This window comes from Ruegeria sp. C8 (genome assembly GCF_056537565.1).
Window position 1 is genome coordinate 106182 of record NZ_JBQFRV010000010.1, and the last position, 24049, is coordinate 130230.

The 24049-nt window shown below is 53.5% G+C and carries 21 protein-coding genes; 18 read left to right on the top strand and 3 right to left on the bottom strand.

Annotated elements, in window-relative coordinates; genetic code table 11:
* Positions 1-232: 232 nt before the first annotated feature.
* The 3 genes from ACR0KL_RS14395 to ACR0KL_RS14405 are packed head-to-tail and all read left to right on the top strand — an operon-like array spanning position 233 to position 8591.
* The gene (locus ACR0KL_RS14395; protein ID WP_480777184.1) at positions 233-7228 is read left to right on the top strand and encodes a GAF domain-containing protein; all 6996 of its coding nucleotides are present in this window, start codon (positions 233-235) and stop codon (positions 7226-7228) included.
* A gap of 3 nt (positions 7229-7231) precedes the next feature.
* A complete protein-coding gene (locus tag ACR0KL_RS14400; protein ID WP_170380064.1) occupies positions 7232-7573 on the top strand; it encodes an Hpt domain-containing protein in 342 nt (113 codons plus the stop codon).
* Positions 7566-8591, top strand: coding sequence for a response regulator (locus ACR0KL_RS14405; protein WP_170679109.1), 1026 nt, complete (start codon positions 7566-7568; stop codon positions 8589-8591). Before ACR0KL_RS14400 ends, ACR0KL_RS14405 begins: the two co-directional genes overlap by 8 nt.
* Positions 8592-8855: 264 nt before the next feature.
* Here the strand turns inward: ACR0KL_RS14405 and ACR0KL_RS14410 are convergent, their stop codons facing one another.
* On the bottom strand, positions 8856-10019 hold the full coding sequence (locus tag ACR0KL_RS14410; RefSeq protein ID WP_170679107.1) for a trimethylamine methyltransferase family protein: 1164 nt from the start codon (positions 10017-10019) through the stop codon (positions 8856-8858).
* Positions 9994-10869 carry a LysR family transcriptional regulator gene (locus tag ACR0KL_RS14415; protein WP_170679105.1) on the bottom strand — a complete coding sequence of 292 codons (876 nt, stop codon included), beginning with the start codon at positions 10867-10869 and terminating at the stop codon, positions 9994-9996. The genes ACR0KL_RS14410 and ACR0KL_RS14415 overlap by 26 nt, the downstream gene beginning before the upstream one ends.
* 151 nt (positions 10870-11020) lie before the next feature.
* On the opposite strand from ACR0KL_RS14415, the gene ACR0KL_RS14420 reads away from it, so the two are divergent.
* The 7 genes from ACR0KL_RS14420 (at position 11021) to ACR0KL_RS14450 (ending at position 18410) form a co-directional block, all read left to right on the top strand.
* Entirely contained in the window at positions 11021-11209 is a 189-nt protein-coding gene (locus ACR0KL_RS14420; protein WP_170679103.1) for a hypothetical protein, read from the top strand.
* A 75-nt stretch (positions 11210-11284) separates the two neighbouring features.
* A complete protein-coding gene (locus ACR0KL_RS14425; RefSeq protein WP_480777185.1) occupies positions 11285-12133 on the top strand; it encodes an alpha/beta fold hydrolase in 849 nt (282 codons plus the stop codon).
* A gap of 67 nt (positions 12134-12200) precedes the next feature.
* Positions 12201-12989 (top strand): aspartate/glutamate racemase family protein, encoded by a 789-nt coding sequence (locus ACR0KL_RS14430; protein WP_170679098.1) that lies wholly within the window; start codon positions 12201-12203, stop codon positions 12987-12989.
* A 216-nt stretch (positions 12990-13205) separates the two neighbouring features.
* Positions 13206-13802 carry a TetR/AcrR family transcriptional regulator gene (locus ACR0KL_RS14435; protein ID WP_170679096.1) on the top strand — a complete coding sequence of 199 codons (597 nt, stop codon included), beginning with the start codon at positions 13206-13208 and terminating at the stop codon, positions 13800-13802.
* 115 nt (positions 13803-13917) lie between these two features.
* Positions 13918-15024, top strand: coding sequence for an alkene reductase (locus ACR0KL_RS14440; RefSeq protein ID WP_170679320.1), 1107 nt, complete (start codon positions 13918-13920; stop codon positions 15022-15024).
* A 340-nt stretch (positions 15025-15364) separates the two neighbouring features.
* Positions 15365-17254: an SLC13 family permease gene (locus ACR0KL_RS14445; protein WP_170679094.1), complete on the top strand. Its 1890-nt coding sequence runs from the start codon at positions 15365-15367 to the stop codon at positions 17252-17254.
* Between the two features lie 235 nt (positions 17255-17489).
* Complete coding sequence (locus ACR0KL_RS14450) at positions 17490-18410, top strand: haloalkane dehalogenase (protein ID WP_170679092.1); 921 nt, start codon at positions 17490-17492, stop codon at positions 18408-18410.
* 17 nt (positions 18411-18427) lie between these two features.
* Here the strand turns inward: ACR0KL_RS14450 and ACR0KL_RS14455 are convergent, their stop codons facing one another.
* Complete coding sequence (locus ACR0KL_RS14455; protein WP_170679090.1) at positions 18428-19315, bottom strand: LysR family transcriptional regulator; 888 nt, start codon at positions 19313-19315, stop codon at positions 18428-18430.
* Positions 19316-19419: 104 nt separating this feature from the next.
* Between ACR0KL_RS14455 and ACR0KL_RS14460 the strand changes: the two genes are divergently transcribed.
* The 8 genes from ACR0KL_RS14460 (at position 19420) to ACR0KL_RS14495 (ending at position 23765) form a co-directional block, all read left to right on the top strand.
* Positions 19420-19710: a putative quinol monooxygenase gene (locus ACR0KL_RS14460; protein ID WP_170679088.1), complete on the top strand. Its 291-nt coding sequence runs from the start codon at positions 19420-19422 to the stop codon at positions 19708-19710.
* 26 nt (positions 19711-19736) lie between these two features.
* A complete protein-coding gene (locus ACR0KL_RS14465; RefSeq protein WP_170679086.1) occupies positions 19737-20750 on the top strand; it encodes a zinc-binding alcohol dehydrogenase family protein in 1014 nt (337 codons plus the stop codon).
* Complete coding sequence (locus ACR0KL_RS14470; RefSeq protein WP_170679084.1) at positions 20751-21131, top strand: VOC family protein; 381 nt, start codon at positions 20751-20753, stop codon at positions 21129-21131. It begins immediately after the preceding gene.
* Positions 21132-21275: 144 nt separating this feature from the next.
* Positions 21276-21659 carry a nuclear transport factor 2 family protein gene (locus tag ACR0KL_RS14475; RefSeq protein ID WP_170679318.1) on the top strand — a complete coding sequence of 128 codons (384 nt, stop codon included), beginning with the start codon at positions 21276-21278 and terminating at the stop codon, positions 21657-21659.
* Between the two features lie 136 nt (positions 21660-21795).
* Positions 21796-22299 carry an aggregation factor core gene (locus ACR0KL_RS14480; RefSeq protein WP_170679082.1) on the top strand — a complete coding sequence of 168 codons (504 nt, stop codon included), beginning with the start codon at positions 21796-21798 and terminating at the stop codon, positions 22297-22299.
* A 13-nt stretch (positions 22300-22312) separates the two neighbouring features.
* Positions 22313-22765, top strand: coding sequence for a TspO/MBR family protein (locus tag ACR0KL_RS14485; protein ID WP_170679080.1), 453 nt, complete (start codon positions 22313-22315; stop codon positions 22763-22765).
* Positions 22766-22776: 11 nt separating this feature from the next.
* A complete protein-coding gene (locus ACR0KL_RS14490; protein ID WP_480777186.1) occupies positions 22777-23331 on the top strand; it encodes a CIA30 family protein in 555 nt (184 codons plus the stop codon).
* Between the two features lie 263 nt (positions 23332-23594).
* On the top strand, positions 23595-23765 hold the full coding sequence (locus ACR0KL_RS14495; protein ID WP_170679078.1) for a hypothetical protein: 171 nt from the start codon (positions 23595-23597) through the stop codon (positions 23763-23765).
* The last annotated feature ends 284 nt before the right edge of the window (positions 23766-24049 follow it).

Consider the following 24049-nt stretch of genomic DNA (forward strand, 5'->3'; position numbering starts at 1 on the left):
ATGGTCTTGAATCAAAGGACCGCAACTGTCCCTCGGGTACTAGATTATTATACCTATTGGTGGAATTCGCTCACATTATCGTAGCTATCCTAACAGGAAAAAAAATGCACTAGGCAGAAGAGGCTGCTCAGTCGCGGATACTGTCCAGAAAGAAACACTGTGACTTCTATCGTATGCCCTCTAAACTCCGGTCTTGTGTGTTTCATTAGTTTGCGTGGGGGCACGAACGCAGGTGGGTGGAAAGAAGGCATCAACAGAGACTGCTGATTCAGCGTCGTCATCTGCGCAAAGCTCTGGGCTCAGCGCGGATGATCAGCAAGCTCGGTTCGAAGCCACCGCGCGGGTTATGCAAGCGATCTCCGAGACCAAGGACGACATCCAGCCAGTATGCGACCTGATTGTAACGCTGGCAAAAGATCTCTGTGATGCCTTTTTTGCCGGTCTGGTACTCGGGCAAGAAGGGGATGCTCGTCAGCAACTGATTGCAAGCGTCAATTTACACCCGGATATTCAACAGCTCTGGCTCGACGGCAAATACACAATGGAGCCAGGCAACTCCATTGTGACTGACACTATTCTCAGCGGTGAGACAAAACGTGTTGTCGACATGGGCGACACCGATTTCCATAAATCGGGAGATGAGCGCTTTAAGCTCATTGTCGACACGCATGGGTGCCGGAGCAATCTCTTTGTTCCATTGAAAGTGGGTGGCAGTGCAATCGGATGCCTGATGTTGGCACGGGATGAGGTGCGACCTTATTCCGATGATCAGGTCCAGTTGGTTGAAACTTTTGCCGCTCAGGCGGTCATTGCAATTGAAAACGTTCGACAGTTTAGCGAGTTGCAGGTGCGACTGGCTCGTGAAGGTGCCACGCGTGATGTTCTGGAGACGATCAGTCGGTCTCGGGATGATGAAGCGCCGGTATTTCAGACGATCTTGGAAAACACGGCCCGGCTTTGCGAAACAGATGTAGCCACGTTGAGCCTGCTAAATGAGGCTGGAACGCATTTGGAATACGCCGCCCATTTTGGTGATCAATTAGCTACATACAAGGTCGGCGTTGATCGCTGGTCTCTGGAATCAAATTTACAAATTGCCGAGTCCGTGCGGGAAGCGCGCGTCATTCACAACGTCGATTTGCGCGAGACAGACCACTACATCAACGGTGATCCCTGGCGTCGGCAGTTGGTTGATGAGGAAGGTGTCCGTTCGTTCCTGACGGTTCCTTTGATGTCAGCAAATGGTGACCCCGTAGGTGTCATCGGGATCTACCGGCGTGAAGTGCGACCCTTTTCCGATGACGAGATTTCTTTGGTCGAGAGCTTTGCCGCGCAAGCCGTCATTGCCCTCGACAATACCCGTCAACTGAAAGAGCTGCACACTCAGCTGGAACGCCAAGCTGCGACGCAGGAGGTTCTGAGTGTTATCAGCAAAAGCCGGGACAATGATGCACGAGTCTTTGAAGCCGTGCTTCAGCAGGCCACTGAAATCTGTGACGCTGATCAGGCGGCGCTGGTTTTGGTCAACGCTGCGGGAACCCACATTCAATTGGCCGGTGCATGGGGGCATGATAGGACCGACGTCGAATTGGGGGAAGAGTGGCCTCTTGATGGGTCAGTCACGGCGGCGGCTGCGATACGAAATTGCAAGGTTGTACGCGTCGAGGACATCGCCGACACAGAGTTCTACCGCTCGGGTGATCCTACTGCTGTTACAATGGTCGAGGTCGAAGGCATCAGGTCACGGGTCGTTGTGCCCCTGATGCAGGGGGAACAGGCGATAGGTGCTATTGCGGTTAGCCGGCGCGAAGTGCGCCCGTTTTCTGATCCCGACGTGCAATTCATCGAAGAGTTCGCCAAACACGCAGTCATAGCGATAGAAAACACGCGCCAGTTTCGAGAGGTTCAGGAACGACTGGAGCGTGAAAAAGCATCGCGAGAAATCCTCGAGGTCATCAGCCGTAGCCGCGACGACGAAAGACCTGTGTTCCAAAGCATTCTCGAAAACTCCAGCCGTTTGTGCAAAGCCCCGCTCGCGTTTTTATGTGTCGCTGATAATGAACGCGGGCTCGCAACGATCCCGGCCAATATCGGCGCAAGAACCGACTTTGACGAAGCGCTCAAAAACTTCGTCGAGCCGCTGACACGCACGGAATTAATTGCGATCAAACCAATGATCGATGGCGAGGTCATTCGCCAGGACGATATCGCGGACGATCCCCTGTACTTCCGGGATCGTGACCCGAAACGGGTTCAGATGGTTGAGATTGAAGGAGCCCGCTCGGTTCTGGCAGTTCCGTTGATGAAGGATGGCGTGGGTCTCGGTGTAATTGTCCTATACCGCCGTGAAGTTGCACCTTTCTCAGATGACGACGTGGCACTGGTTCAAACCTTCGCGGCTCAAGCCGTGATCGCAATGGAGAACGTCCGCCAGTTCCGCGAAGTCCAGGATCGCACGGCGGAAGTGACGCAGGCGTTGGAATACCAGACCTCTACATCTGAAGTGCTGCGGGTGATTTCGGCGTCACCAAATGAGTTGGCCCCTGTTCTCGACGCTATCCTCAAAGAAGCTTCTCGCATCTGCGAATTGCAGGATGCTTATGTTGCGATGCTGAACCCCGACGATCAGCTTTTTCATGTTCATGCGATACTCACGCAGGACACGACCTTTGCCGATTATGTCAGAGCGCATCCTATTTCGCCTGATGAAAGCGGTGTAAGCGGGCGAGCCATTCTGTCGAAACGCACTGTCTATATCGAAGATATTGAAACCGAGACCTCTTATACTTGGATAAAAGACAGCGGCGTCGGGGAATATCGGTCCGTGCTCGGGGTCCCATTGGTTAAGAATGGCGAGGTCGTAGGTGTGATTTCGGTCGGATCAATCGAGGTTTCGGGATTTTCCACCAAACAGATTCAGTTATTAGAAACCTTTGCCGACCAAGCCACTATCGCCATTACGAATGCCAACCTGTTCCGGGAAGTAGAGGAACGCACTGCCGAAGTCGTGCAGTCACTAGAATACCAGACTGCCACGTCAGAGGTTTTAGATGTCATCTCTCGCTCGCCCAACGATCTTCCACGTGTGCTGGATGCAATCCTGGAAGTTTCCTCACGTATCTGCGACCCAGAGTATGCATTCTTCGCAATGCGGGATGCTGACGATGGGTTGTACCGTGTGGCCATGTCCCACAACGTGAGCGATGCGTTTCTTAACTATTTGTCAGACAACCCCATTGCTCCAGAGGAAGGCTCGTGCATCGGCCGCACGGCTCTTCACGGCAAGACTGTTTACATAAAAGATACGAGTAAGGATCCAACTTACACATGGAAGGTGGCGGCGGAGATCGGTGATTACCTCACCACCCTCGGCGTTCCCTTAGTCAGCGATGGCGTGACCGTTGGTGTTATTGTCATGGCCCACCGGAAGCCCGGGGCGTTTAGTGAAAAACAGGTCAACCTGTTAGAGACATTCGCATCCCAGGCTGTGATAGCCATAAACAACACCCGGTTGTTCAGAGAAGTGCAGGCACGCACCGCGGAAGTTGAAGAAGCGCTCGACTATCAAACGGCCACGTCTGAAGTGCTGGGAGTGATCTCACGCTCGCCAAATGAACTTGATCCAGTTCTCAAAGCTATTTTGCAAGTGGCGGTTCGCATCTGCAAACCCGAAGCGTCTTACGTCGCACTTCTAAACGAAGAAACCGGAATTTATGACGTTGCTGCGACCCACAATTCCGCCGCGGCACACAACGACATTATAAACCGTCAGGTGTTTGTACCAGACAAGGGCACAACCACGGGACGCGTCGCGCTAACAGGCAAAACGGTGTACATTGAAGATTTTGAGCACGACCCGGATTATGCCTGGAAAGAAGAAGCACTGGATGCCGGATTTCGTTCAGCTTTAGGGGTTCCGCTGGTCAAGGATGAAGTCACGCTGGGTGTGATTTCACTTGCTCATTCGAAAATTGGGGCGTTTTCAGACAAGCAGATAGCTTTGGTTGAAACCTTCGCCTCGCAAGCGGTCATAGCGCTTGGAAATGCGCACCTCTTCGACGAGGTGACAGCCCGAACGGCGGAAATTGAGGAATCGTTAGAGTACCAAAAAGCCACAAACGAAGTACTCGAAGTTATTTCCCGGTCTCCTGACGCGCTAGAGCCTGTACTGGAAGCATTGCTGGCCGTTTCGTCCCGCATTTGCCGCCTACAGGATGCCTTCGTGGCGCTTAAGACACCCGAAGATGGAAAGTACCATTATTTTGCCGGACACAATGTATCGGCCAAATTCGCGGATTTTCTAAAGGTGCATCCGTTTGAACCCGGGGAAACATCAGCCACAGCACGTGCGCTTTTGCATGGAAGGGCTGACTATGTTGAGGACACTCAAGCTGACCCCAATTATGATCCGCTGCTCAAGTCCAATCTCGAAGGCTATCGATCCGTTCTTTCCGTGCCACTGATCCGTGATGGTGACACAATTGGCGTTATCAGCATGGGGAGCCGAACGGCGGCCGCTTTTGACGAAAAACAAATCAAGCAAATGGAGACCTTCGCGTCGCAGGCGATAATCGCAATTCAGAACTCGCAACTCTTCAACGAAACGCAGACCGCCCTCGCGCGCCAAACCGCAAGCGCGGATGTCTTAAGAGTAATCTCTGAGTCCCCAACAGATACCAAACCGGTTTTTGAAAAGATTGTCGGACTGGCAACGACCCTCATAGATTGCGACCTGTCGATTGCTATTCAGGCGAACAAGACTGAACTTTGGCAGATCGCTGCTGCGACACCTGATGGTGTCGAAGAAATCACATGGAACGAGCGCCTGCCAATTGATCCCGAAGACAATTTGCCCTCAAGGGCAATCAAGAGCGGCAAGACCTTGCATTTGCCCGAATGGCGTTACGATGAGCTACCCCCACGCGATCAAGAGATCATCCGCAGGAAAGGATTCAAGTCTTCGCTGACAGTGCCTCTGATGCGCGGGACGGAATGCTTCGGTGCCTTGGTGTTCATCCGAAAAACTGCCAAAATTTTCAGCGAAGATGAAGTCGCCATCGCCGAGTCCTTCGCCGATCAGGCCATCATCGCGCTGGAAAACGTTCGCCTGTTTAATGAAACGCAAGCTTCCCTGGCACGTCAGACTGCGAGTGCGGACGTTCTACGGGTGATCAGCCAGTCTCCTGACGACATCAAGCCAGTCTTCGAAGCAATCGCAGAAGCAGGTGTGCGGTTGGTTTCCTCTGATATGGTTGCGGCCATGACCGCTCAAGGTAACACGTTCGAGGTGCTCGCGCGGGTGAGTGCAGACGGTGTTGCCACCCTTGAAGGAAACCAAAGTTTCCCTATCGACCCGGATCCAATGTCCAGCTTTCCCGCGCAGGTTCTTCATGAGAAGAAGATGCTCCACCTTCCGGATTGGGATACGCTCGAACTCTCGCCGTTCGAGCAGATTACGTATGACCGGCATGGCGTTCGCGCGGCTCTGTTGCTGCCACTAATAAAAGGCAAGGCGTGTCTGGGTGTATTGGTGTTCGCTCGGAAAACAGCTGGCGCCTTTACCAAAGATGAGATCGACCTCGCCTACTCGTTTGCAGACCAGGCGGTAATTGCCATCGAGAATGTTCGTCTATTCCGCGAGGCTGAAGAGGCGCGAAAAGTTGCTGAGGAAGCAAACGAAGCAAAAAGCGCCTTCCTGGCGACGATGTCCCACGAAATTCGAACCCCCATGAATGCCGTTATCGGGATGAGCGGGCTGTTGATGGACACAGAGTTGGATGCAGAACAAAGTGACTATGCCAATACGATCCGCGATAGCGGCGATGCGCTTTTGGGGATCATCAACGAGATCCTAGACTTCTCGAAAATTGAGGCCGGACAGATGGATATCGAAAACCATCCGTTTGACCTGCGCGAGTGCGTAGAAAGCGCACTCGATTTAATCAGCGGCAAGGCTGCCGAGAAACAACTCGATTTGGCCTATGAGTTCGATGACGCGCTGCCGCTGGCGATTAGCGCCGATTTAACGAGATTACGGCAGATTCTGCTAAACCTTCTTTCCAACGCCGTGAAGTTTACCGAAAGCGGCGAAGTAGTTCTGTCTGTTGAGCAATCTTCCAAGGTACAGGGAATGCTCGAACTGACGTTTAAAGTCCGAGACACCGGAATCGGCCTGTCCAAAAAAGGCATGAGTCGACTATTTCAGTCTTTCAGTCAGGCAGATAGTTCAACGACCAGGAAATATGGCGGCACTGGTCTGGGTCTTGCGATCTCGAAACGCCTCGCCGAACTTATGGGTGGGACCATGTGGGCTGAAAGCGATGGCGAGGGGAGCGGTTCCACCTTCATTTTCAAGATTCAGGCAAAACCTGCGAAACCCGTTAAGTCGTCTTCTCGCAGTCTTGTCGGCGTTCAGCCTGAACTCGAAGGCAAACGAATTTTGATGGTGGACGACAATGCCACCAATCGTAAAATCCTGTCTCTTCAAACCGAGAAATGGGGCACGCAGACCACGACCTGTGAGTCTCCGTTCGAGGCGCTGAGCATACTAGAAGAAGGCGTCGAGTTCGATTTGGCTATTCTCGACATGCATATGCCCGAAATTGATGGAGAAGAGCTTGCTAAAAAGTTTTGCGTCAAGAAGCCGGGTTTGCCGCTAATCCTTTTCAGTTCACTTGGTCCGCGTGAAGCAGATCTGGAGGATGGGCTCTTTGCTGCCAACCTCGCCAAACCCTTGCGCCAATCCCACCTGTTCGACACCCTGGTCACACTGTTCGCGACTGAAAAGGTGCGAGTAAAGCCGTCCAAGCCACAGGACAAACCTCAAACAGATCCGGATCTGGCGACGCGACATCCGTTACGGATTTTGCTGGCCGAAGATAACTTGGTGAACCAGAAACTTGCGCTGCGACTGCTAGAGCAGATGGGCTATCGCGCTGATCTGGCCAGCAACGGTGTTGAAGCAGTCGAAAGCGTCAACCGGCAAACATACGATGTCGTATTCATGGATGTGCAAATGCCCGAGATGGATGGTCTTGAAGCGTCTCGCCGCATCAACAAAGCGCATTCGGATGGAAGTCGTCCTCGCATTATCGCGATGACCGCGAACGCAATGCAGGGGGACCGTGAGATGTGCCTGGATGCAGGGATGGACGACTATATCACCAAACCGATCCGCGTACCTGCCCTTGTCGAAGCCCTGTTAAATTCCCCAAGAATAAGAAGGTGATCCATGACAGACAGCCCAATTGATCATGAAATCTTGGCAGAGCTTAAAGACGCCACAGGCGAAGAATTTGCAGCCGAACTTGTGAACACCTTTCTCGACGAAGCGCCCGGCATGATTGACGAATTGAAAGCGGCTGCGGCTGCGGCCGATGCCGACCGTTACCGGCGTGCTGCGCATTCTATCAAGTCAAACGCCAACACATTTGGTGCGACGGCTCTTGCCGAACTGGCCAAGAAAGTTGAGCTTGGAGAACTGCCCGAGGCTGGAGACCTAAAAGATGCGACGGCGTTGGAGACAGCCCTCACCACTGCGGCCACGGCTTTACGGAGTCTGATTGATGACTGACGCTCCCGGCCATTTGCTCATCGTCGACGACAACAAGGTGAACCGCTTGCTTTTGTCGCGCAGCGTAGAGCTTTTGGGTCACCAAGCATCGGTCGCGGAAAACGGCCGGGTTGCTATGGAGATGCTGTCTAGCCAGCCGTTTGACTTGCTTCTACTGGATATCGAAATGCCGGAAATGGACGGCTTTCAGGTTTTGGAAGCCGTCAAATCCGACACCGACCTGCGCGATCTGCCGGTAATTGTAACGTCTTCTGTTGAGGGTCTGGACAATGTCGTGCGGTGCATTGAATTGGGCGCTGAAGACTACCTGCCAAAACCAGTCAACAAGACACTTCTCGGTGCGCGCGTCTCCAGCGGCCTTGAAAAGAAAAGACTCAGGGACGAACAAAAGCGGCTGCTAGAGCGCTTTGCGACAACAGAGGTTGCACAAGACCTGCAAGAATCTGGCTTTGCGATAGGCGGCAAACGTGCCAACGCTTCGGTACTCTTCTGTGATATTCGCGGCTTCACGACCCTATCGGAAGATCTCGCTCCCGAGGAAACAATCGACCTGCTCAACACCTTCTACACGTTGATGTTCGAGGCTGTTGCCAGCAATGGCGGGATTGTCAGCCTGATGTTGGGAGACGGTTTGATGGCCCTTTTCGGAGTTCCGCAGCCGCTGTCCAACTCCGCGCAAAGTGCAGTGGCGTCAGGGCATGAAATGCACAACATGATTGAGATATTAAATCTCGAACGGCGCTCAGAAGGGAAGAGTGACCTAAAAATCGGTATCGGAATAGCGACTGGAGAAGTCGTCGCTGGTTATGCCGGTACAGACAACAGGGCGACGTATACTTGTATCGGATCGACCGTAAACCTTGCTGCTCGCCTGGAAGCAGAAACGCAGAAAACTGGAAGTCGAATTCTGGTTGATCAAGAAACCTGTGATCTCTTGGAAATGGCTAATGTGCTGGAGACATTTGTCGGCACTAGGATCAAAGGTTTTTCCGATCCGTTCGACATCCATGCGCTGTGACTATTCATGCAACGCTTTTCGCAAATCGTGCAAATTTATGCGCACCCATATGTCTGCGTAGTTTGCCCATAGCTTTTGCGCTGCGCGGCTGTCTGCCATTGCGATGAATTCAATCAGTTTTAGCGAAGTCGTTGCGGTTACGGCCATTTGTGTTGCTCAATCCCGCAAAGGGTCTCCCTAAGGGACTTTGGGTTCCATGAGGCCTTTTACTTGGATTCTCGCGAAGGTCTGTAACGCGCAGACACCAGGTTTTGCAAAGTTTAACTAACGGCCTACAGCCATCGTTTGGAAACATCCCGATGAATGGCAGCTTTGGAGATTTGAGAGCTGCGCCTGCAGGATCGCCTCATCAGAAGCGAACTTATCAACACCGACGGTCCGGCCAAACTCCAGCCAACCCGCTGCGTGCAAGATCAGGTCGGCTCCTCCGGCCAAAGATGCTCCGAAGGCGCTGGCGCCTTCATATCCGGCCTGAGCGTCATTGATCTTGGACGACGTGACCAAACCGTCGCCACGGCAGGGGACCCCAAGTCGGCGCACCAACTGGCAACTTGCCAATTGGGCCAGGTGAGATTCTGGTGTTCCAAAGATCGGACCCATGAACTGCATCGAAAACGGGGGTGCGAAGATCCCGCCCACTACCGGTGCCCCGGGGCGATAGACTTGCGTCAAAGCCAGACCAACCATGATTTCCGCAAGCCCCTGCGCCAGCGCCCCGGCAACGGTCACCGGCGCCGTGGCGCCCATCATCATGTAAGAGGCAACGAGGCTGGCCTGCCCCAATTCGGCCGACGCACGCAGGCAGCGCAAAGGATTGGCCTGAAAGACCAACGGGGGCGTCAGGTTGATCAGATGAAGCAACCGACAGTCTTCGACCGTATCCTTGACCCCAGCCGCGTTGGCAACCTCGCGCAGGGCGTCTTCGGACAGGACGGTGCCCATCATCGGCTTATCCGAAAGCTCCAGGTGGGCGCGGGCGAGCTCCATGTAGGGCACGAGCGCGTCCCCGTCGTGGGCGATGCAAAGCTGAAAGCCGGTGCTGTCGATTGCCGGCGAAGCATCGCACAGGCGCACGAGTTCGCGGTAGTCCTCGAGGGTGCCTCGGCGGAGGCTGTCGTCCGCGTGCCGGACATTCGGCGGGCCATAGAAGGGGACGACCACCTGGCGGTCGCCTCCGACCGTTACTGAAGCCGCTTCAGTTTTCCCTTGCCAGATAAAGGATGCGGGCGCATCTGCAATCAGATCGCGCAGACGGTCAGCGTCGATACGCACGCGCTCCCCGTCAATCCGCGCCCCGACCGACGCCATAGCGTCGAGGCTGCCGGGATCTCCCTGCAACTCTACCCCTATTTCATCGAGAATTTGGGCTGCTTGTACTTCGATAGAGGCCAGGGCCGGTTCATCAAGCAACGCGTAGGGGAATTGCATTTCTAACCTGTCGAGAGATTTCCTGGATGAGCGCCTTGACTGCATCATTCCGGTTCTTGGGGCGAGTTCGCACGACATAGGCGATGGAAGGCGGCTCGGGGAACATATCTTCGACAACCTCCAGATCAGGCGACAGGTGCAGCCCGTTCATCAGCGCGACCCCTAACCCCGAGCGCACGGACGATAGGATGCCCGCCGCACTGGGGCATTCGAAGACCGTTTCAAACCGTTGCCCACCCCGCGCCCCTTCGGCACTGGCCCAATGTTTGTAGAAACAGTTGCTGTCAAAGGCGAGAAACGGCACCGGGACCGACAGGTCCAATGGAAGGTCATGCGATTTGATCCAATGCAACTGGTCTTCATAGAGAACCAGATCGTCAGGAAGCACATCGCGGCTGAAGACCTGCATGACTGCGACGTCGATTTCACCGGCCTCCAACCAATCTGCGAGGGTCAGGCTCTGGCTGATCCGTGTGCGCACTTGGGTTTCCGGGTGTAGCCGGGTGAAGCGGCCCAAAATACGGGCCACATCGCCGCCCGTTGTGTCTTCGGTCATGCCCAATTGGATCATACCCTTGAGTGGTTTCTTACCTAATGCCGCCAGCGCCTCGTCATGCAGATCCATCATGCGCTGTGCATATCCCAGCAACCGCTCACCCGCCTCGGTGAACAGCGGTCCGCCCGCGCGGCGCGCCAGAAGATCGCAATCCAGCACCTTTTCCAGCCGCCTGATCTTGTGGCTGACCGCCGGTTGGGACAATGCAAGATGTTCGGCCGCGCGGGTGACGCCCCCATGAGACGAGATCGCCAGAAGCGCCCGCAGGCCATCTATTTCCAGCCGTTCAGCCATGGCATGACTCCATTCGTATATATTATAGATTCATGACAATCATTCATTTGTTAGATTGATTGCTCTGAAATTACAATCAGGGAAAGTCATAAAACGGATTGAAACATGACAACCGATGCAAACAAATCGCTTGAGTGGGGTGGAGCCTTTTTTGTCCATCGCCTATTCCCTGCTCATCGCCTCCAACACTGGATACGAGGTGCTTTCCTTCGTGTTTTTCCTGTTGTCGGCGCTCCTTCTTTTCACCCTTGCGGTGCGCAAGCGGATGTGGGGCTGGACGACGATGCAGGGCTTCTACATTGCCGCCGGCGCCTACGGCATCTTTGCCTGGAGCGTCTGACCGGTCCTGCGCTCCCTTTCCTTGAAATCATCCCGAATAGCTGCCCGACCAGCCCACCAAAGCAGGAGAAAAATCATGATCCAACTTGTGGACCAACACTGTGTGATAAACGTAAATCGCATCGCCCACGGCGTGCATGGTGAAGGCGAACCTGTAGTCCTCATCCACGGCACTCCGTCCTCATCCTGGATCTGGCGCAACATCCTGCCTTCGCTGGTCGAGGTCGGACACAAGGTGCACGTATTCGACCTGCTCGGGTATGGTCTGTCGGAACGTCCACGCGATCTTAACATCGACACCTCGGTCACCGGGCAAGTTCCGATCCTTGAAGGGCTGCTCGATATCTGGGTACTGGATGATCTGCATGTCATCGCCCATGACATCGGCGGTGGTGTCGCCCAGCGGTTCTGCATCCAATCCCCTGAGCGTGTCCGCACGCTGACCATGATCGACGTGGTGAGCTTTGACAGCTGGCCCTCGAAGCGCACCCACGAACAGATGCAAGCGGGTCTTGAGAAGCTGATCAAGGCGCCGGATGCAGAACACCGTGAGCATTTCCGGGATTGGCTGTATTCGACAGTACAGAACAAGAAACGTCTCGCCGAAACCTCGATGGAAACCTACCTCGATTTCATCTGTGGTCCCGTAGGCCAGGGCAGTTTCTTTCAGCATCAAGTTACGCACTACGACCCCAAGCACACCGATGAGGTCGCGCCGCGCTACGCCGAGCTCGGTGAGCGTCCGGTCCAATTAATCTGGGGCGCGGATGACGCCTGGCAGGTGGTTGCGTGGGCCCACAAGCTGAACGACGCCATCCCCGGCTCGGAACTGCATGTGCTCGAGGACTGCGGCCACTTTTCGATGGAAGACCAGCCTGAGAAGATCTCGGCCCTGCTGGTCGACTTCCTCAAACGCAACAGCTGATCAGACTGGGGCGGGTCGACTGTATGTTGGCCCGCCAAAATGCCCTGACACGAAAAGGCCTAACTAAATGTTTTATTCACCCCGTGACCCCGGCATCAAAGATATCCACGTGCGTCAGAACCATGTGGGCTATGGGATGGGCCTTGGCGTCATGCTTCTGGACGATGCCTATCCGGGCTTCCCCGGTGACGTGCGAAACCCAAGCGCGTTTCCCTTTCCAATCCAGTACGACATCGCCACAGACGTCGGCAACAAGACCTTGGTTTGGGACCAGGGCAAGACACCAGTTCGCGCGCCCATCATTGCATCCGCAAAGCGGTTGGAAAGATACGGGTGTCGTGCCATTGCCGCAGAATGTGGGTACTTTGCCTATTTCCAGCAGGAGGTCGCCAACGCCGTTAGCGTGCCGGTGTTCACGTCCAGCCTGCTACAGGTGCCATTTGCCCAGACACTGATCGGCAGCCGCAAGAAGGTGGCGATCCTGTGTGCCCAACGCCGCTTCCTGACGAATCGCCACCTCGAAGCCGTCGGTATTGATACGAATTCCAACCTGATCATTGGCGGAGCCCAGGACGAGCTGGGAGTGACCGAGTTCGACAAACTCTGTGATCCGGAAAAACGCCCGCAAGAGCTGCACGCACGTTACGAAGGCTGCGAAATACAGATGGTCGAAGCGACAAAGGCACTCGTGGCACGCGATCCGAATGTCGGCGCCATCGTTTATGAATGCACAGGGATGCAACCGTTTTCTCGTGCAGCACAGCGCGAGGTTGGCCTGCCGATTTTCGATTGGGGGACCTTGCTGTACTGTGCCTACTCAGCAGTCGTTTCTCGCGACTACTACGGTCATGTTTGATTGGGTTTGTCCAATTTCGTGGCCAATCAACTCCGGAACGCATAGGTCTCCGTCGGCAGTTTTGGCGTACATCAGCCATATAGCGAGCGCGACGGGCGGGTCCGGTATTTCTAGTAACCTAAGAAACTACTGTCGCTGGCTGCAATTCGGACTGATTAATCCAGAATCCTCGACGGGTCCCTTGAATTCCTGGACCGACCATTCCAAATCCAAACCATGAGCGAAGATACTCTTATAGTTGGCGACAACAATTCGCCTGTTGGCCTGGGTCGGCCTCGTGGCTTTGATGAAGCCGAGGCTTTGGAAAAAGCCCTGTGCGTTTTTTGGCACAAGGGATATGAGACCGCATCTTTGGACGATTTGACCAAGGCCATGGGTTTGAGCAGGTCCAGCTTCTATGGAACTTTCGGCAACAAACGAGCTTTGTTTCACAAAGCCCTCAGCCACTATTCGAGGCGTGGTTTGAAAACTCTGCGTGAGGTCGCAGACTCGGGCGGAGATGACCCCGTTGGTGCGATAATGGAAGCTTTGGCGAACCCGCAAGGCGGTCGTGATGGCTGCATGCTGATCAACTGCCTTACGGAGCTTGCTCCTCATGATGAGGAAGTCGCGGCTCTCGGGCGTCACCATTTGAAGAGTATAGACGAGATTATTGCGAAAGCGCTTGAGCCTTCGGATCCGGGACAGGCGCTCGACAAGGCGCGCGCCTTTGCCTCCCTTGCAATCGGTACTTTAGCTTTGCGCAAGGCGGGTGTTCCCGCGGAGCAGATATCGCAAACTCTGAATCAAGCTCGGTTGGTGATATCACCTTAGTTCCACCTAACTTAATGTTTTGAAATCAAAAAAAACATTAAGTAATCGCAAACCTAATTTTGGACCAAATAGTCCAAAACCGTCTGATAGAACTAAACCAAAGAAGGAAGCAGCAATGGCTGATGAAAAACTGTTCTCCGGCATCAAAGCTGGCGCAATTGAACTGAAAAACCGCGTTGTCATGGCGCCACTGACCCGCAACCGGGCAAGAGCCGAGGATGACAGCGTCCATGAATTGCAGGCCAAGTACTACGCGCAACGGGCGGGTGCTGGTCTGATCATCACGGAAGCTTCGCAAATCTCGCCCCAAGCCAAAGGCTATGCATGGACACCCGGCATTTTTTCCCAAGCACAGATCGACGGCTGGAAAAAAGTGACTGAAGCCGTCCATGCTGAGGGCGGCAAGATTGTGATCCAGCTTTGGCATGTTGGCCGGATTTCGCATCACAGCTTGCAGCAGGATGGCGGCGCCCCTGTTGCGCCATCCGCGATTGGCGCAAAGGCCAAGACCTTTGATGGTGAGCGGTTTGTTGAAACATCTGAGCCGCGTGCTCTAGCCATCGGAGAAATTGCTGGCATAGTGGACGACTACCGGAGGGCCGCAGAAAATGCCAAGGAGGCTGGTTTTGACGGTGTCGAAGTCCATGCAGCCAACGGATATCTTATTGATCAGTTTCTGCGGGACGATTCCAACAAGCGTGAAGACGAATATGGTGGTCCTGTCGAGAACAGAGCACGGTTCCTGAAAGAAGTCATGGACGCAGTTGTCGACGTATGGGGCGCCGACCGTGTTGGTGTCCGCCTCAGCCCCTTCTCCAACGCCAACAACATTTCCGACAGTGACCCACAGGCGACGTTCTCGCATGCGATCAAATTGTTGAATAGTTATGGGTTGGCCTATCTCCATCTCGTGGAAGGACAGACCGGCGGCCCGCGCGATATTCCTGAAGGTGGCGATCTCAAGGCGCTCTATGATTTGTTCGACGGTGCGAAAATGGGCAACAACGCTTATGACCGCGAAATGGCGATTGAATCGGTTGAGATCGGAGCCGTCGACCTGGTGGCCTTTGGCCGACCGTTCATTTCCAACCCGGATCTTGTCAGTCGGCTTGAGAAAGACGCCTCGCTGAATGAGTTGGATGAAACGACCCTCTACGGCGGGAATGAAAAAGGATACACCGACTACCCGGCACTGGAAGAGGAAGCGGTTGCCGCAGAGTGATGCATCACTCTTAACTCCTTGGTGACATGCAATAGCAAATAGAATTAGCGCGCCGGTTTGGGCGCGCTCTTTTCGCGGTTACGGCAATAACTTTTCTGGAAGCTGGGATTTATCACACGTCCGCGAATGGACTGCTTCCCTCCGATTGCGGTGACTAAGAGGCGCATTTGAGTTTATCATCAGCGTCTCTTTAAGTTGGCGAAATCCAGGTTTCAGCACATACCATGTCCGAGAAAACCAGTTGTGTGAGCCGGCCTGATGGACTTTGGCCTTACCTTCGGCGCAGAGTTGGTCCTTCGCATTTGCTGCTATTCAGGTAACGTTAGGTTGGGAGTACGATATGGAATTACCAACACTGACGTACGAAATGATAGCCGTACTGAGTCTATTGTCTTTCACGGTCTTACTTTTTGTTACTGAGATTATTCGGATCGATGTCGCAGCAATTCTCGTAATGGTGCTGCTTGGCGCACTGAGCTATCTGCCAGGGCTAGGTAATCTTGCCGATGTCTCTAGGCTCTTTGAAGGTTTTTCCTCGAACGCTGTGATGTCCATCATCGCAGTTATGATAATAGGGGCTGGGCTCGATAAGACTGGACTTATGTCAAAGGTTGCGGCCTTGATCCTCAAGAATGGTGGCACGACAGAGGCTCGGATTATCCCAATCATATCAACAACGGTTGGTGTCATAAGCTCCTTCATGCAGAACGTCGGAGCAGCTGCGCTTTTTCTGCCTGTTGTGAGCCGCATCTCGGCACGTACGGAAATCCCGATGAGTAGGTTGCTGATGCCCATGGGTTTTTGCGCTATCCTGGGTGGTACGATTACATTGGTCGGGTCGTCGCCCCTCATCCTGTTGAATGACCTGATTGTTTCGGCAAACTCATCCCTTCCAGCTGACCAACAAATGGAGACATTTGGGTTGTTTTCAGTCACGCCCATCGGTGTGATGCTGGTGCTGACAGGGGTGCTTTACTTCGTGCTTTTTGGTCGTTGGGTCCTTCCAGCGCAGCGGGAGCGTGGAGAAGATGCAAGCTCGGCGCGGTCCATGCAGGCCTATGTCGAAAACACCTACGGGCTTAGGGCCGATATGTTTGAGATACGTGTCCCTGAAGGCTCGATCATCATCGGGCAAACGCTTTCGGATCTGATGGTCGCCCATAACATGTACATTCTGGGCACATCTTATCGCGGCCACAAGGTCATCGCGCCGATGGCTGATACCAAGATCGAAGCCCCGGCGCGGCTTGCCGTGCTTGGCCTGCGTCGGGTGGTTGAGCACCAGTTTGCTGAGCCTTACGGCTTGGAGATCCTGCACCAATTAGATGTCTTTGCAGACGATTTCGCCGCGACCCAATCGGGGGTGGCCGAGGTTGTTATTCCTCCCGGTTCTTCGGTGATCGGCCAGACTCCGATCGATTTACGTCTCCGCCAAACACATGGTTTGTCTTTGTTGGCCATTCAGCGTGGCGAAGAAACACTAAGCCACGTTGAGACCGAAGATCATTCAGCTACGCATATCGGGCAAGTTCCTTTGCAAGCCGGCGACACGTGTGTGGTGCACGTGCAGTGGGACCGTCTGACACGAGTGAAGGCAGACCGGGATTTCGTCGTTGTCACCTCGGACTTTCCCCAGGAAGAGTTGCGGCCACACAAGGTCGGATGGGCGCTCGCTTTCTTCCTGATAGCGTTGAGCTTAATTCTATTTTCTGACCTACGCTTGTCGTTGTGCCTGTTAGTTGGCGCTGTTGGCATGGTTTTGAGCCGGGTGCTGTCGATTGATGAGGCTTACGAGTCGATAAGTTGGAGCACAGTTTTTCTACTCGCTTCACTGATCCCGTTGGGGCAGGCGGTTCAGAACACCGGCACTGCGGATTGGATTGCAGCGCATGTGTTGGCCCTTTTGAAGGGGTGGCCGATCTGGTCGTTGCAAGCAGGAATCGCCGTTTTGGCGACGGCGTTCACGTTGGTCATGTCGAATGTGGGTGCAACTGTTCTGCTGGTGCCGCTAGCAGTTTCTATTGCTGTATCGGCGGGTGGAAACCCGGCTGTATTTGCTCTCACCGTGGCAATTTCAACGTCCAACTCATTTTTGATCCCAACACACCAGGTGAACGCGTTGATCATGGGCCCAGCAGGTTACAGGGTGGTCGATTTTGTTCGCTCGGGCGGTATCATGACTCTGCTTTTCTTGGTTGTCTCAATGACTGGACTTGCGATTTTCTTCTGAGCCGCCTCTCGGCGATCCGTACAGATGAACTCATAATATAGGGTTTTTGAGACCAAATTTTTGTCGGAACGTTAGATTCAAGACGTCTGCAAAAAAGAACCTCCGCCGCGAGGGACCGAAGCAATGCGTCCAACTCAACCAAACCTGAAGTCGGTATTCGCTGGAACTGGACCGTTTTAGTTTTATCCATCACTGTTGTTGGACCAAGACCGTCGGCAATTTTGGAGAGTTCACGATGAAGTTCCTTCGTACACCGGACCACCAGTTTGACGGATTGCCAGATTTCGACTTTGGCCCGAACTATCTTGATGTGGATGATACCGAGGGCGGTCTTCTCCGACTGCACTATTTGGACGAGGGACCGGCGCAGGCACCGCCAGTGTTGTTGATGCACGGAGAGCCAACCTGGTGCTTCCTGTATCGGCACATGATTCCGTTATTCAAAGATGCGGGCCATCGAGTTCTGGCTCCTGATTTGATTGGGTTTGGCCGGTCGGACAAGCCCACTGAGCGATCCGACTACACTTACCAACGCCATGTGGACTGGATGACCGAATGGTTGCGGAAAGCTGACCTGACGGGCATCACATTGGTTTGCCAAGACTGGGGCGGACTCATTGGCTTGCGGCTGGTTGCGAGTATGCCCGAGCGGTTCTCTAGTGTGGTTGTTGCGAACACGGCCTTACCCACCGGTGACGTGCCTTTGGGCAACGCATTTCTTTCTTGGCGGGAATACTCGCAATCCGTGCCGGAATTTAATTCGGGCCGTATCGTTTTTGGCGGCACTACATCCAAGATTTCAAAGGAAGAGGTCGCAGCCTACAACGCACCATTCCCGGACGCGCGCTATCTGGCAGGCGCTCGAGAGTTTCCAATGCTGGTGCCCGACTCGCCTGACAATCCAGCTTCTGAAGCCAACCGAGCCGCATGGGAAACCCTCAAGACCCTAAACACCCCGTTTCTGACTATTTTTGGAGAAGATGACAGGGTCATGGCGGGGGTAGACAAACTGTTCCAAAAGTCGATCCCTGGGGCAGTTGGTCAAAACCATACCGTTGTGCCTAAAGCGGGGCATTTCATTCAAGAAGATGCTGGCACAGAGCTGGCACAGGCGACTTTGAAATTCATTGAGCAAACACAGCTGCTGTCAGATTAGTGACTTCCCCTGCGGTCTTAACTCACACCAAACTTGCGACGCAAATGCTCGGCCAACGCCGTTATGCGGCGTGGTTGGGCTCGGCTAGGCGGAAACATCATTTGTAAAGGTTTTGGCGGTGGCAGGAAGTCGCGCAAAACAGAAACAAGTCTGCCAGATCGAACATCGTCGCCGACATCCAGCTCCGACTTTAATACGACCCCATGGCCTGCAATCGCCCAATCGCGGATGAGTGAACCATCATTGACTATTCGATTTCCCTTTACCGATACGCGCTGGGCATTTGGTCCTGATCCAAACTCCCAAACGTTGTCGATCATGTCGCCAAACCTCATGACCAAGCAGTTGTGGATTAACAGATCTTCTGGTTTTTCAGGCGTTCCGAATGAGGCTAGGTAACCTGGGGACGCACATACGAACCGTTGGTAGCTTCCTAGATTTCGCAATCTGAGCGAGCTGTCTGTTATGTTGCCGAAGCGAACGGCGAGGTCAAAACCCTGGCCTACTAGGTCGACATAGCCGTCCGAGAGGGACAGTTCGATTGAGACGGCGGGGTTCTCTTCGGTGAATTCGGCAATAACTTCGGAGACAAAGCTCCGTCCCAAATCGATAGGCGCGCTTATGCGAATTGGACCAGATAGAGTTTCTGCACCATGCCGAACAAGTGTGTCCAAGTCCGCAACCTCACTGAGTACACTTTTTGCACCGTCGGCTAGTAACCGGCCTTCTTCAGTCAGGCTGATGGAACGGGTGGTTCGGTTGAATAAAACCACTCCGTAGTGTGCTTCTAGGGTCGCGAGGCGCTCGGATACTGTCGTGCTCGACATCCCTGTCTCGCGCGCCGCGGCCACAAGACTGCCTTTCTCGGCTATGGTCAGAAACAAGCGAAGATTGTCTAAAAGCATTAAACGGATTTTCCGGATTATATGTTCGATCTTGCCCTATTTATCCCGAAGGGACTGCGGCGTAAATCTAGCGCATCACTCAAGAACACAAGGGATCTATTTCAATGGCCAAGCTGACAATCGTCGCCAACATCAAAGCCAACCCCGACAAGATTGACCTCGTAAAGGCCGAGCTGATCAAGCTCATCGACATAACCCGTGCCGAAGAGGGTTGCATTAACTATGACCTGCACCAGGACAACGACAACCCGGCTCATTTCGTATTCTACGAAAACTGGGAAAGCCGGGAGCTTTGGCAAACCCACATGGGTGCTCAGCACCTTGCGGCTTACTTGGAAGCAACAGAGGGTGCCGTTGCAGAATTCACGTTGAATGAGATGACAATCATCGGTTGATACAGAGCCGGACAAAGGAGCACGCTATGAAAGCCGTGGGATACCGTGAGACAGGGTCGATTGATCGGGCGGACGCCTTGATCGACTTCGAGGCCGACAAACCGACGCCGAAGGGGAATGACTTGTTGGTGAAGGTGCAGGCCGTGTCAGTGAACCCGGTTGATACGAAAATTCGGCAAAAACGTGCTCCTGCGGTTCCAGCACCTGATATTCTGGGGTGGGACGCAGTAGGCGTCGTCGAAGCCGTTGGTGAAGCGGTTGAGACTTTCAGTCCGGGCGATACAGTTTGGTATGCCGGGGCGATCAACCGACCGGGAACCAATGCCGAGTTTCATCTGGTGGATGAGCGTATTGTCGGAGCCGCGCCAAAATCCATACCGGCGAAAGCGGCTGCGGCGATGCCGCTCACGACGCTTACTGCCTTTGAGATGCTGTTCGACCGCTTGCGAGTCCAAGATGCCGTGCCCGGTGGAACCAATACGTTGCTGGTTATTGGTGGTGCAGGTGGTGTCGGGTCAATCACCATTCAATTGGCGCGGGCTCTTACTGACTTGACGGTTATTGCAACTGCGTCCCGACCCGAGACACAAGACTGGGTTCGAGAGCTTGGCGCACACCATGTCATCGACCACGCGGAACCTTTTGGCACACAACTCGAGGCTCTCGCTATCGACAACGTGGATTTCATCTATTCGACAAACCATTCTCAGCTTTATGCCTCTCAAGCCGGAGAGGCAATGACGCCCCAAGGTCGCTTTGGGTTGATCGATGATCCTGAGGCCTTCGACATCGCGCCGTTCAAATCCAAATCGATCTCATTGCATTGGGAGTTCATGTACACTCGGTCGCTGTTTGGCACTGGAGATATGAATCGTCAAAGCGAAATCCTGAATCAGGTCGCCGGGTTGATAGATGATGGAAAGATCAGATCCACAGCAACCGATACACTTGGTAGGATCAATGCTACAAACCTAATGAAAGCGCATGCTATCCTTGAAAGCGGCAAGGCTAAAGGGAAGCTCGTGCTTGAGGGGTTTTAGATGAGAATTGAGCGGCTGGATCATGTGAACATCGTGACCACAAGGTTGCCTGAGATGGTTACTTGGTATGAAGAGGTCCTGGGTTTGAAACTCGGGGCCCGCCCTGATTTTCCGTTCCCCGGAGCTTGGTTGTATGCGGGTGATCACGCGGTGGTTCACCTTGTGGGGCACGAAGGAACGCCAAGTGTCGGCTCCGAAGTGAAGCTCAAGCTCGAGCATTTTGCACTCTCAGCCACGGGGTTGAGCGCGTTCGAAGAAAAATTGACCTCGAGTCATATCCAGTATCGCAAGACTGACGTCCCAGGCGCCCGAATGGTCCAAATCCATGTGGCCGATCCTGATGGAAATCATATTCATATAGACTTTGAAGAACCCGAGTAAGGGACAAACCCTCGAAAAAGTCGGAACGCAAAATCAAACACGTAACCTCTTACCGACTAGTGATTGCGATCCTTGCCGGGTTGCTTCCAAGAATTACTCGGACCAACATTTTTGGGCGGTACAAACGTCGATTTGGAGATCAGCATGCCGGACCTCGAAACAAACAAGAAAAACGTCATCGCTTTTTACGAAATGATGTTCAACGCGTGTCGACCAACCGAGGCCATCGCAACCTTTGTTGGAGAAACCTATACGCAGCACAACCCGCATGTTGGCGACGGCAAGCAAGCCTTTGTTGACTATTTTGAGCGCATGGCCGCCGAATACCCGGGAAAGCGTGTGGATATCAAACGAGCCTTTGCTGAAGACGATCACGTTGTTCTGCATTGCCATCAAATCTGGCCTGATGGTCTCGAGTATGCAGGGATCGATATTTTTCGCCTGGATGCCGATGGCAAGGTTGTCGAACACTGGGACGTTCTTCAGGAAGTTCCAGCAAACAGCGAGAATGACAATGGCATGTTTTGACTTCGCCGTTCTAACTGCAGAGCATGAAACTTCGAAAGCTGCTGTCTGCTAAACCACGATAGTCAAAGGGTATAAGTCTGATCCAGGAAACCCGCCGAGGCGTATCTATCAAGAACCGTTTAATTAGGAGATAAATATGTTCTCGAAGAGTATTCTTACGGCCACCGTTGGACTATTTGCAGCCACGTCCCTTCAAGCTGGTGTACAAATTCGCTTTATAGAAGGCGCACCCAAGGACCGTTTTGTTTTGACAAATGTCGGAGCTTGCGAAGTAGAAGCCTCGACCCTCAAAATTGACTTGTCGCAATCTACCGGACGTCTGATTTTCGACGTTACCGAAAAGGGTGCTGGCGTGGAGGTATTCCAACCTCTCGAATTCGTTGAGGGTGCGGATGCTCTGCGGCAAATCCCAGGGGTCGTGGACGGGCAAGATACAATTGAACTTGAGATCGCCTCCCTCGCAGCCGGGGACACACTCGCCTTTACCATCGATGTCGATGATACTATCGGGCAACGCGAAATCACCGTAACGGGGTCGGAGATCGAAGGCGCCACGGTGTCATTTACCGATGCGGATGAGACCAGTACTGCGACCTTCTCTTCCGAAGCATTTGTGAACGTGGCGACACAGGACTGCTGAAAGCTATCCCAAAATGTCGAACTGGTTAATCCGCATAGCATTCCTTGCGCTCATGGTGGGAGGCGGCATCCTGATCGGGACACTGACCGCACCCGGCGAATGGTACGCGCAGCTTGCTAAGCCGGCTTTCAATCCACCAAATTGGATTTTTGGGCCAGTTTGGACAGTGCTATATGTCTTGATCGCTATGGTAGGTTGGCGCCAGTTCGAAGCAGACCGAAGCTCGACCGCCATGAAGCTGTGGTGGGCGCAGATGGTTCTGAACTTTTTGTGGTCCCCAGCCTTTTTCATACTGCAACGGCCGTGGATTGCCTTTGTGGTCATTGTCGCGTTGTTGGCTGTGATCGTCATGTTCATCGTTCAGGTCAGGAATTCCGATCGGGTTTCTACGCTGGCCTTCCTGCCGTACTTTGCATGGGTCGCATTTGCCATGGCGCTGAACCTTTCCATTGCGATACTGAACTGAGAAGGAACAAAATGCTTGCCAACTTCATTGGGCTTGTTTCAGGTCTTGTTATCATTGGATGCACAATGGCTCAGGCTGATGAAAAACTGACTGAAGACTTTTCCAAGTCTCCGGAGACGCGTTGGGACTACGTTGCCGACACCGTCATGGGAGGTGTTTCCTCAGGACAAGTGCAGTTTCGTTCGGAAGGTGATGTTGCATTCGCGCGGCTGACCGGAACGGTCAGTACGGAAAACAACGGCGGCTTCATCCAGTTCCGGCGCAAGTTGTCTGATCGACCAGATGAGGGTGTATCAGGCGTCAGGTTATTGGTACGGGGGAACGGTGAGCAATATTTCGTTCATCTCAGAACCCGCGGCACGGTGCTTCCGTGGCAATACTATCAGGCCGCTTTCGCAACTTCCGACGAATGGACCGAAGTTCACTTGCCTTTGTCAGGTTTCAAGGCTTCTGGTGCCATATTGCGCGCTATTCCCGTTGCTGACGAAATTACCTCAGTTGGAGTTGTAGCCTTCGGGCGCGATCACGAGGCCCGCGTAGATGTCAGTGAGATTGGTTTCTATTGAAGATCTCCAAAGAGAGGGCTGTGATATTCAGATAGGTCTGCTTGAGACCGCTTGAGATCGAGTTGTGCCAATGCCTCGACGCGGATGTGCGGTTCCTTCATTTTCGATGCTGAACCTGTCTTTTCTGAGCAAACATTTGCAGCGTGCTGCGTTCCGAAGAGACAACTCCACAGACGGTCTTAAATTAAAGTAACTTAATCAAAGCAAAATACATTCAGCAAAAGACAACTCCCACATGAAGCTCATCTAAAGGAGTGAGTATCATGAAGAGGATTGCAACTTTGGGGCTTGTTGCCCTGACTCTATCATTTGTTGGCACTGGTGCGTTTGCGGACTGCTATTTCGGGAACGATGCGGTAACCGGGATGGAGACGATCATCTGCGAGACAGACGGTGGCTTTTCCAGTTGGGGCACATTGATCGCCGAAGCTTAAGCGTTTCGGGGTTCGACACCAAATTGTCTGTGAATTTGGTTAAGGCAGATCGAATTCTGCAATTGGTAGCACCAAAGCCAAACAGCACTCGATGCCGAGAGTGGTGACGCGACAGACTCGTCTATAAGTACTGCGTGGTAGGGAACCTCCTGTCCCGCTGCGATGCAAGAAACTGCACCAGTTCATCGCCTTGGTTTGTGTCGATGGATATTTCAAATTCACGCGACCTTGGGCCGATTCTTGGCGTTCTCCGTTCCTCTGGTGAGGCAATGTGATGGCCTCTG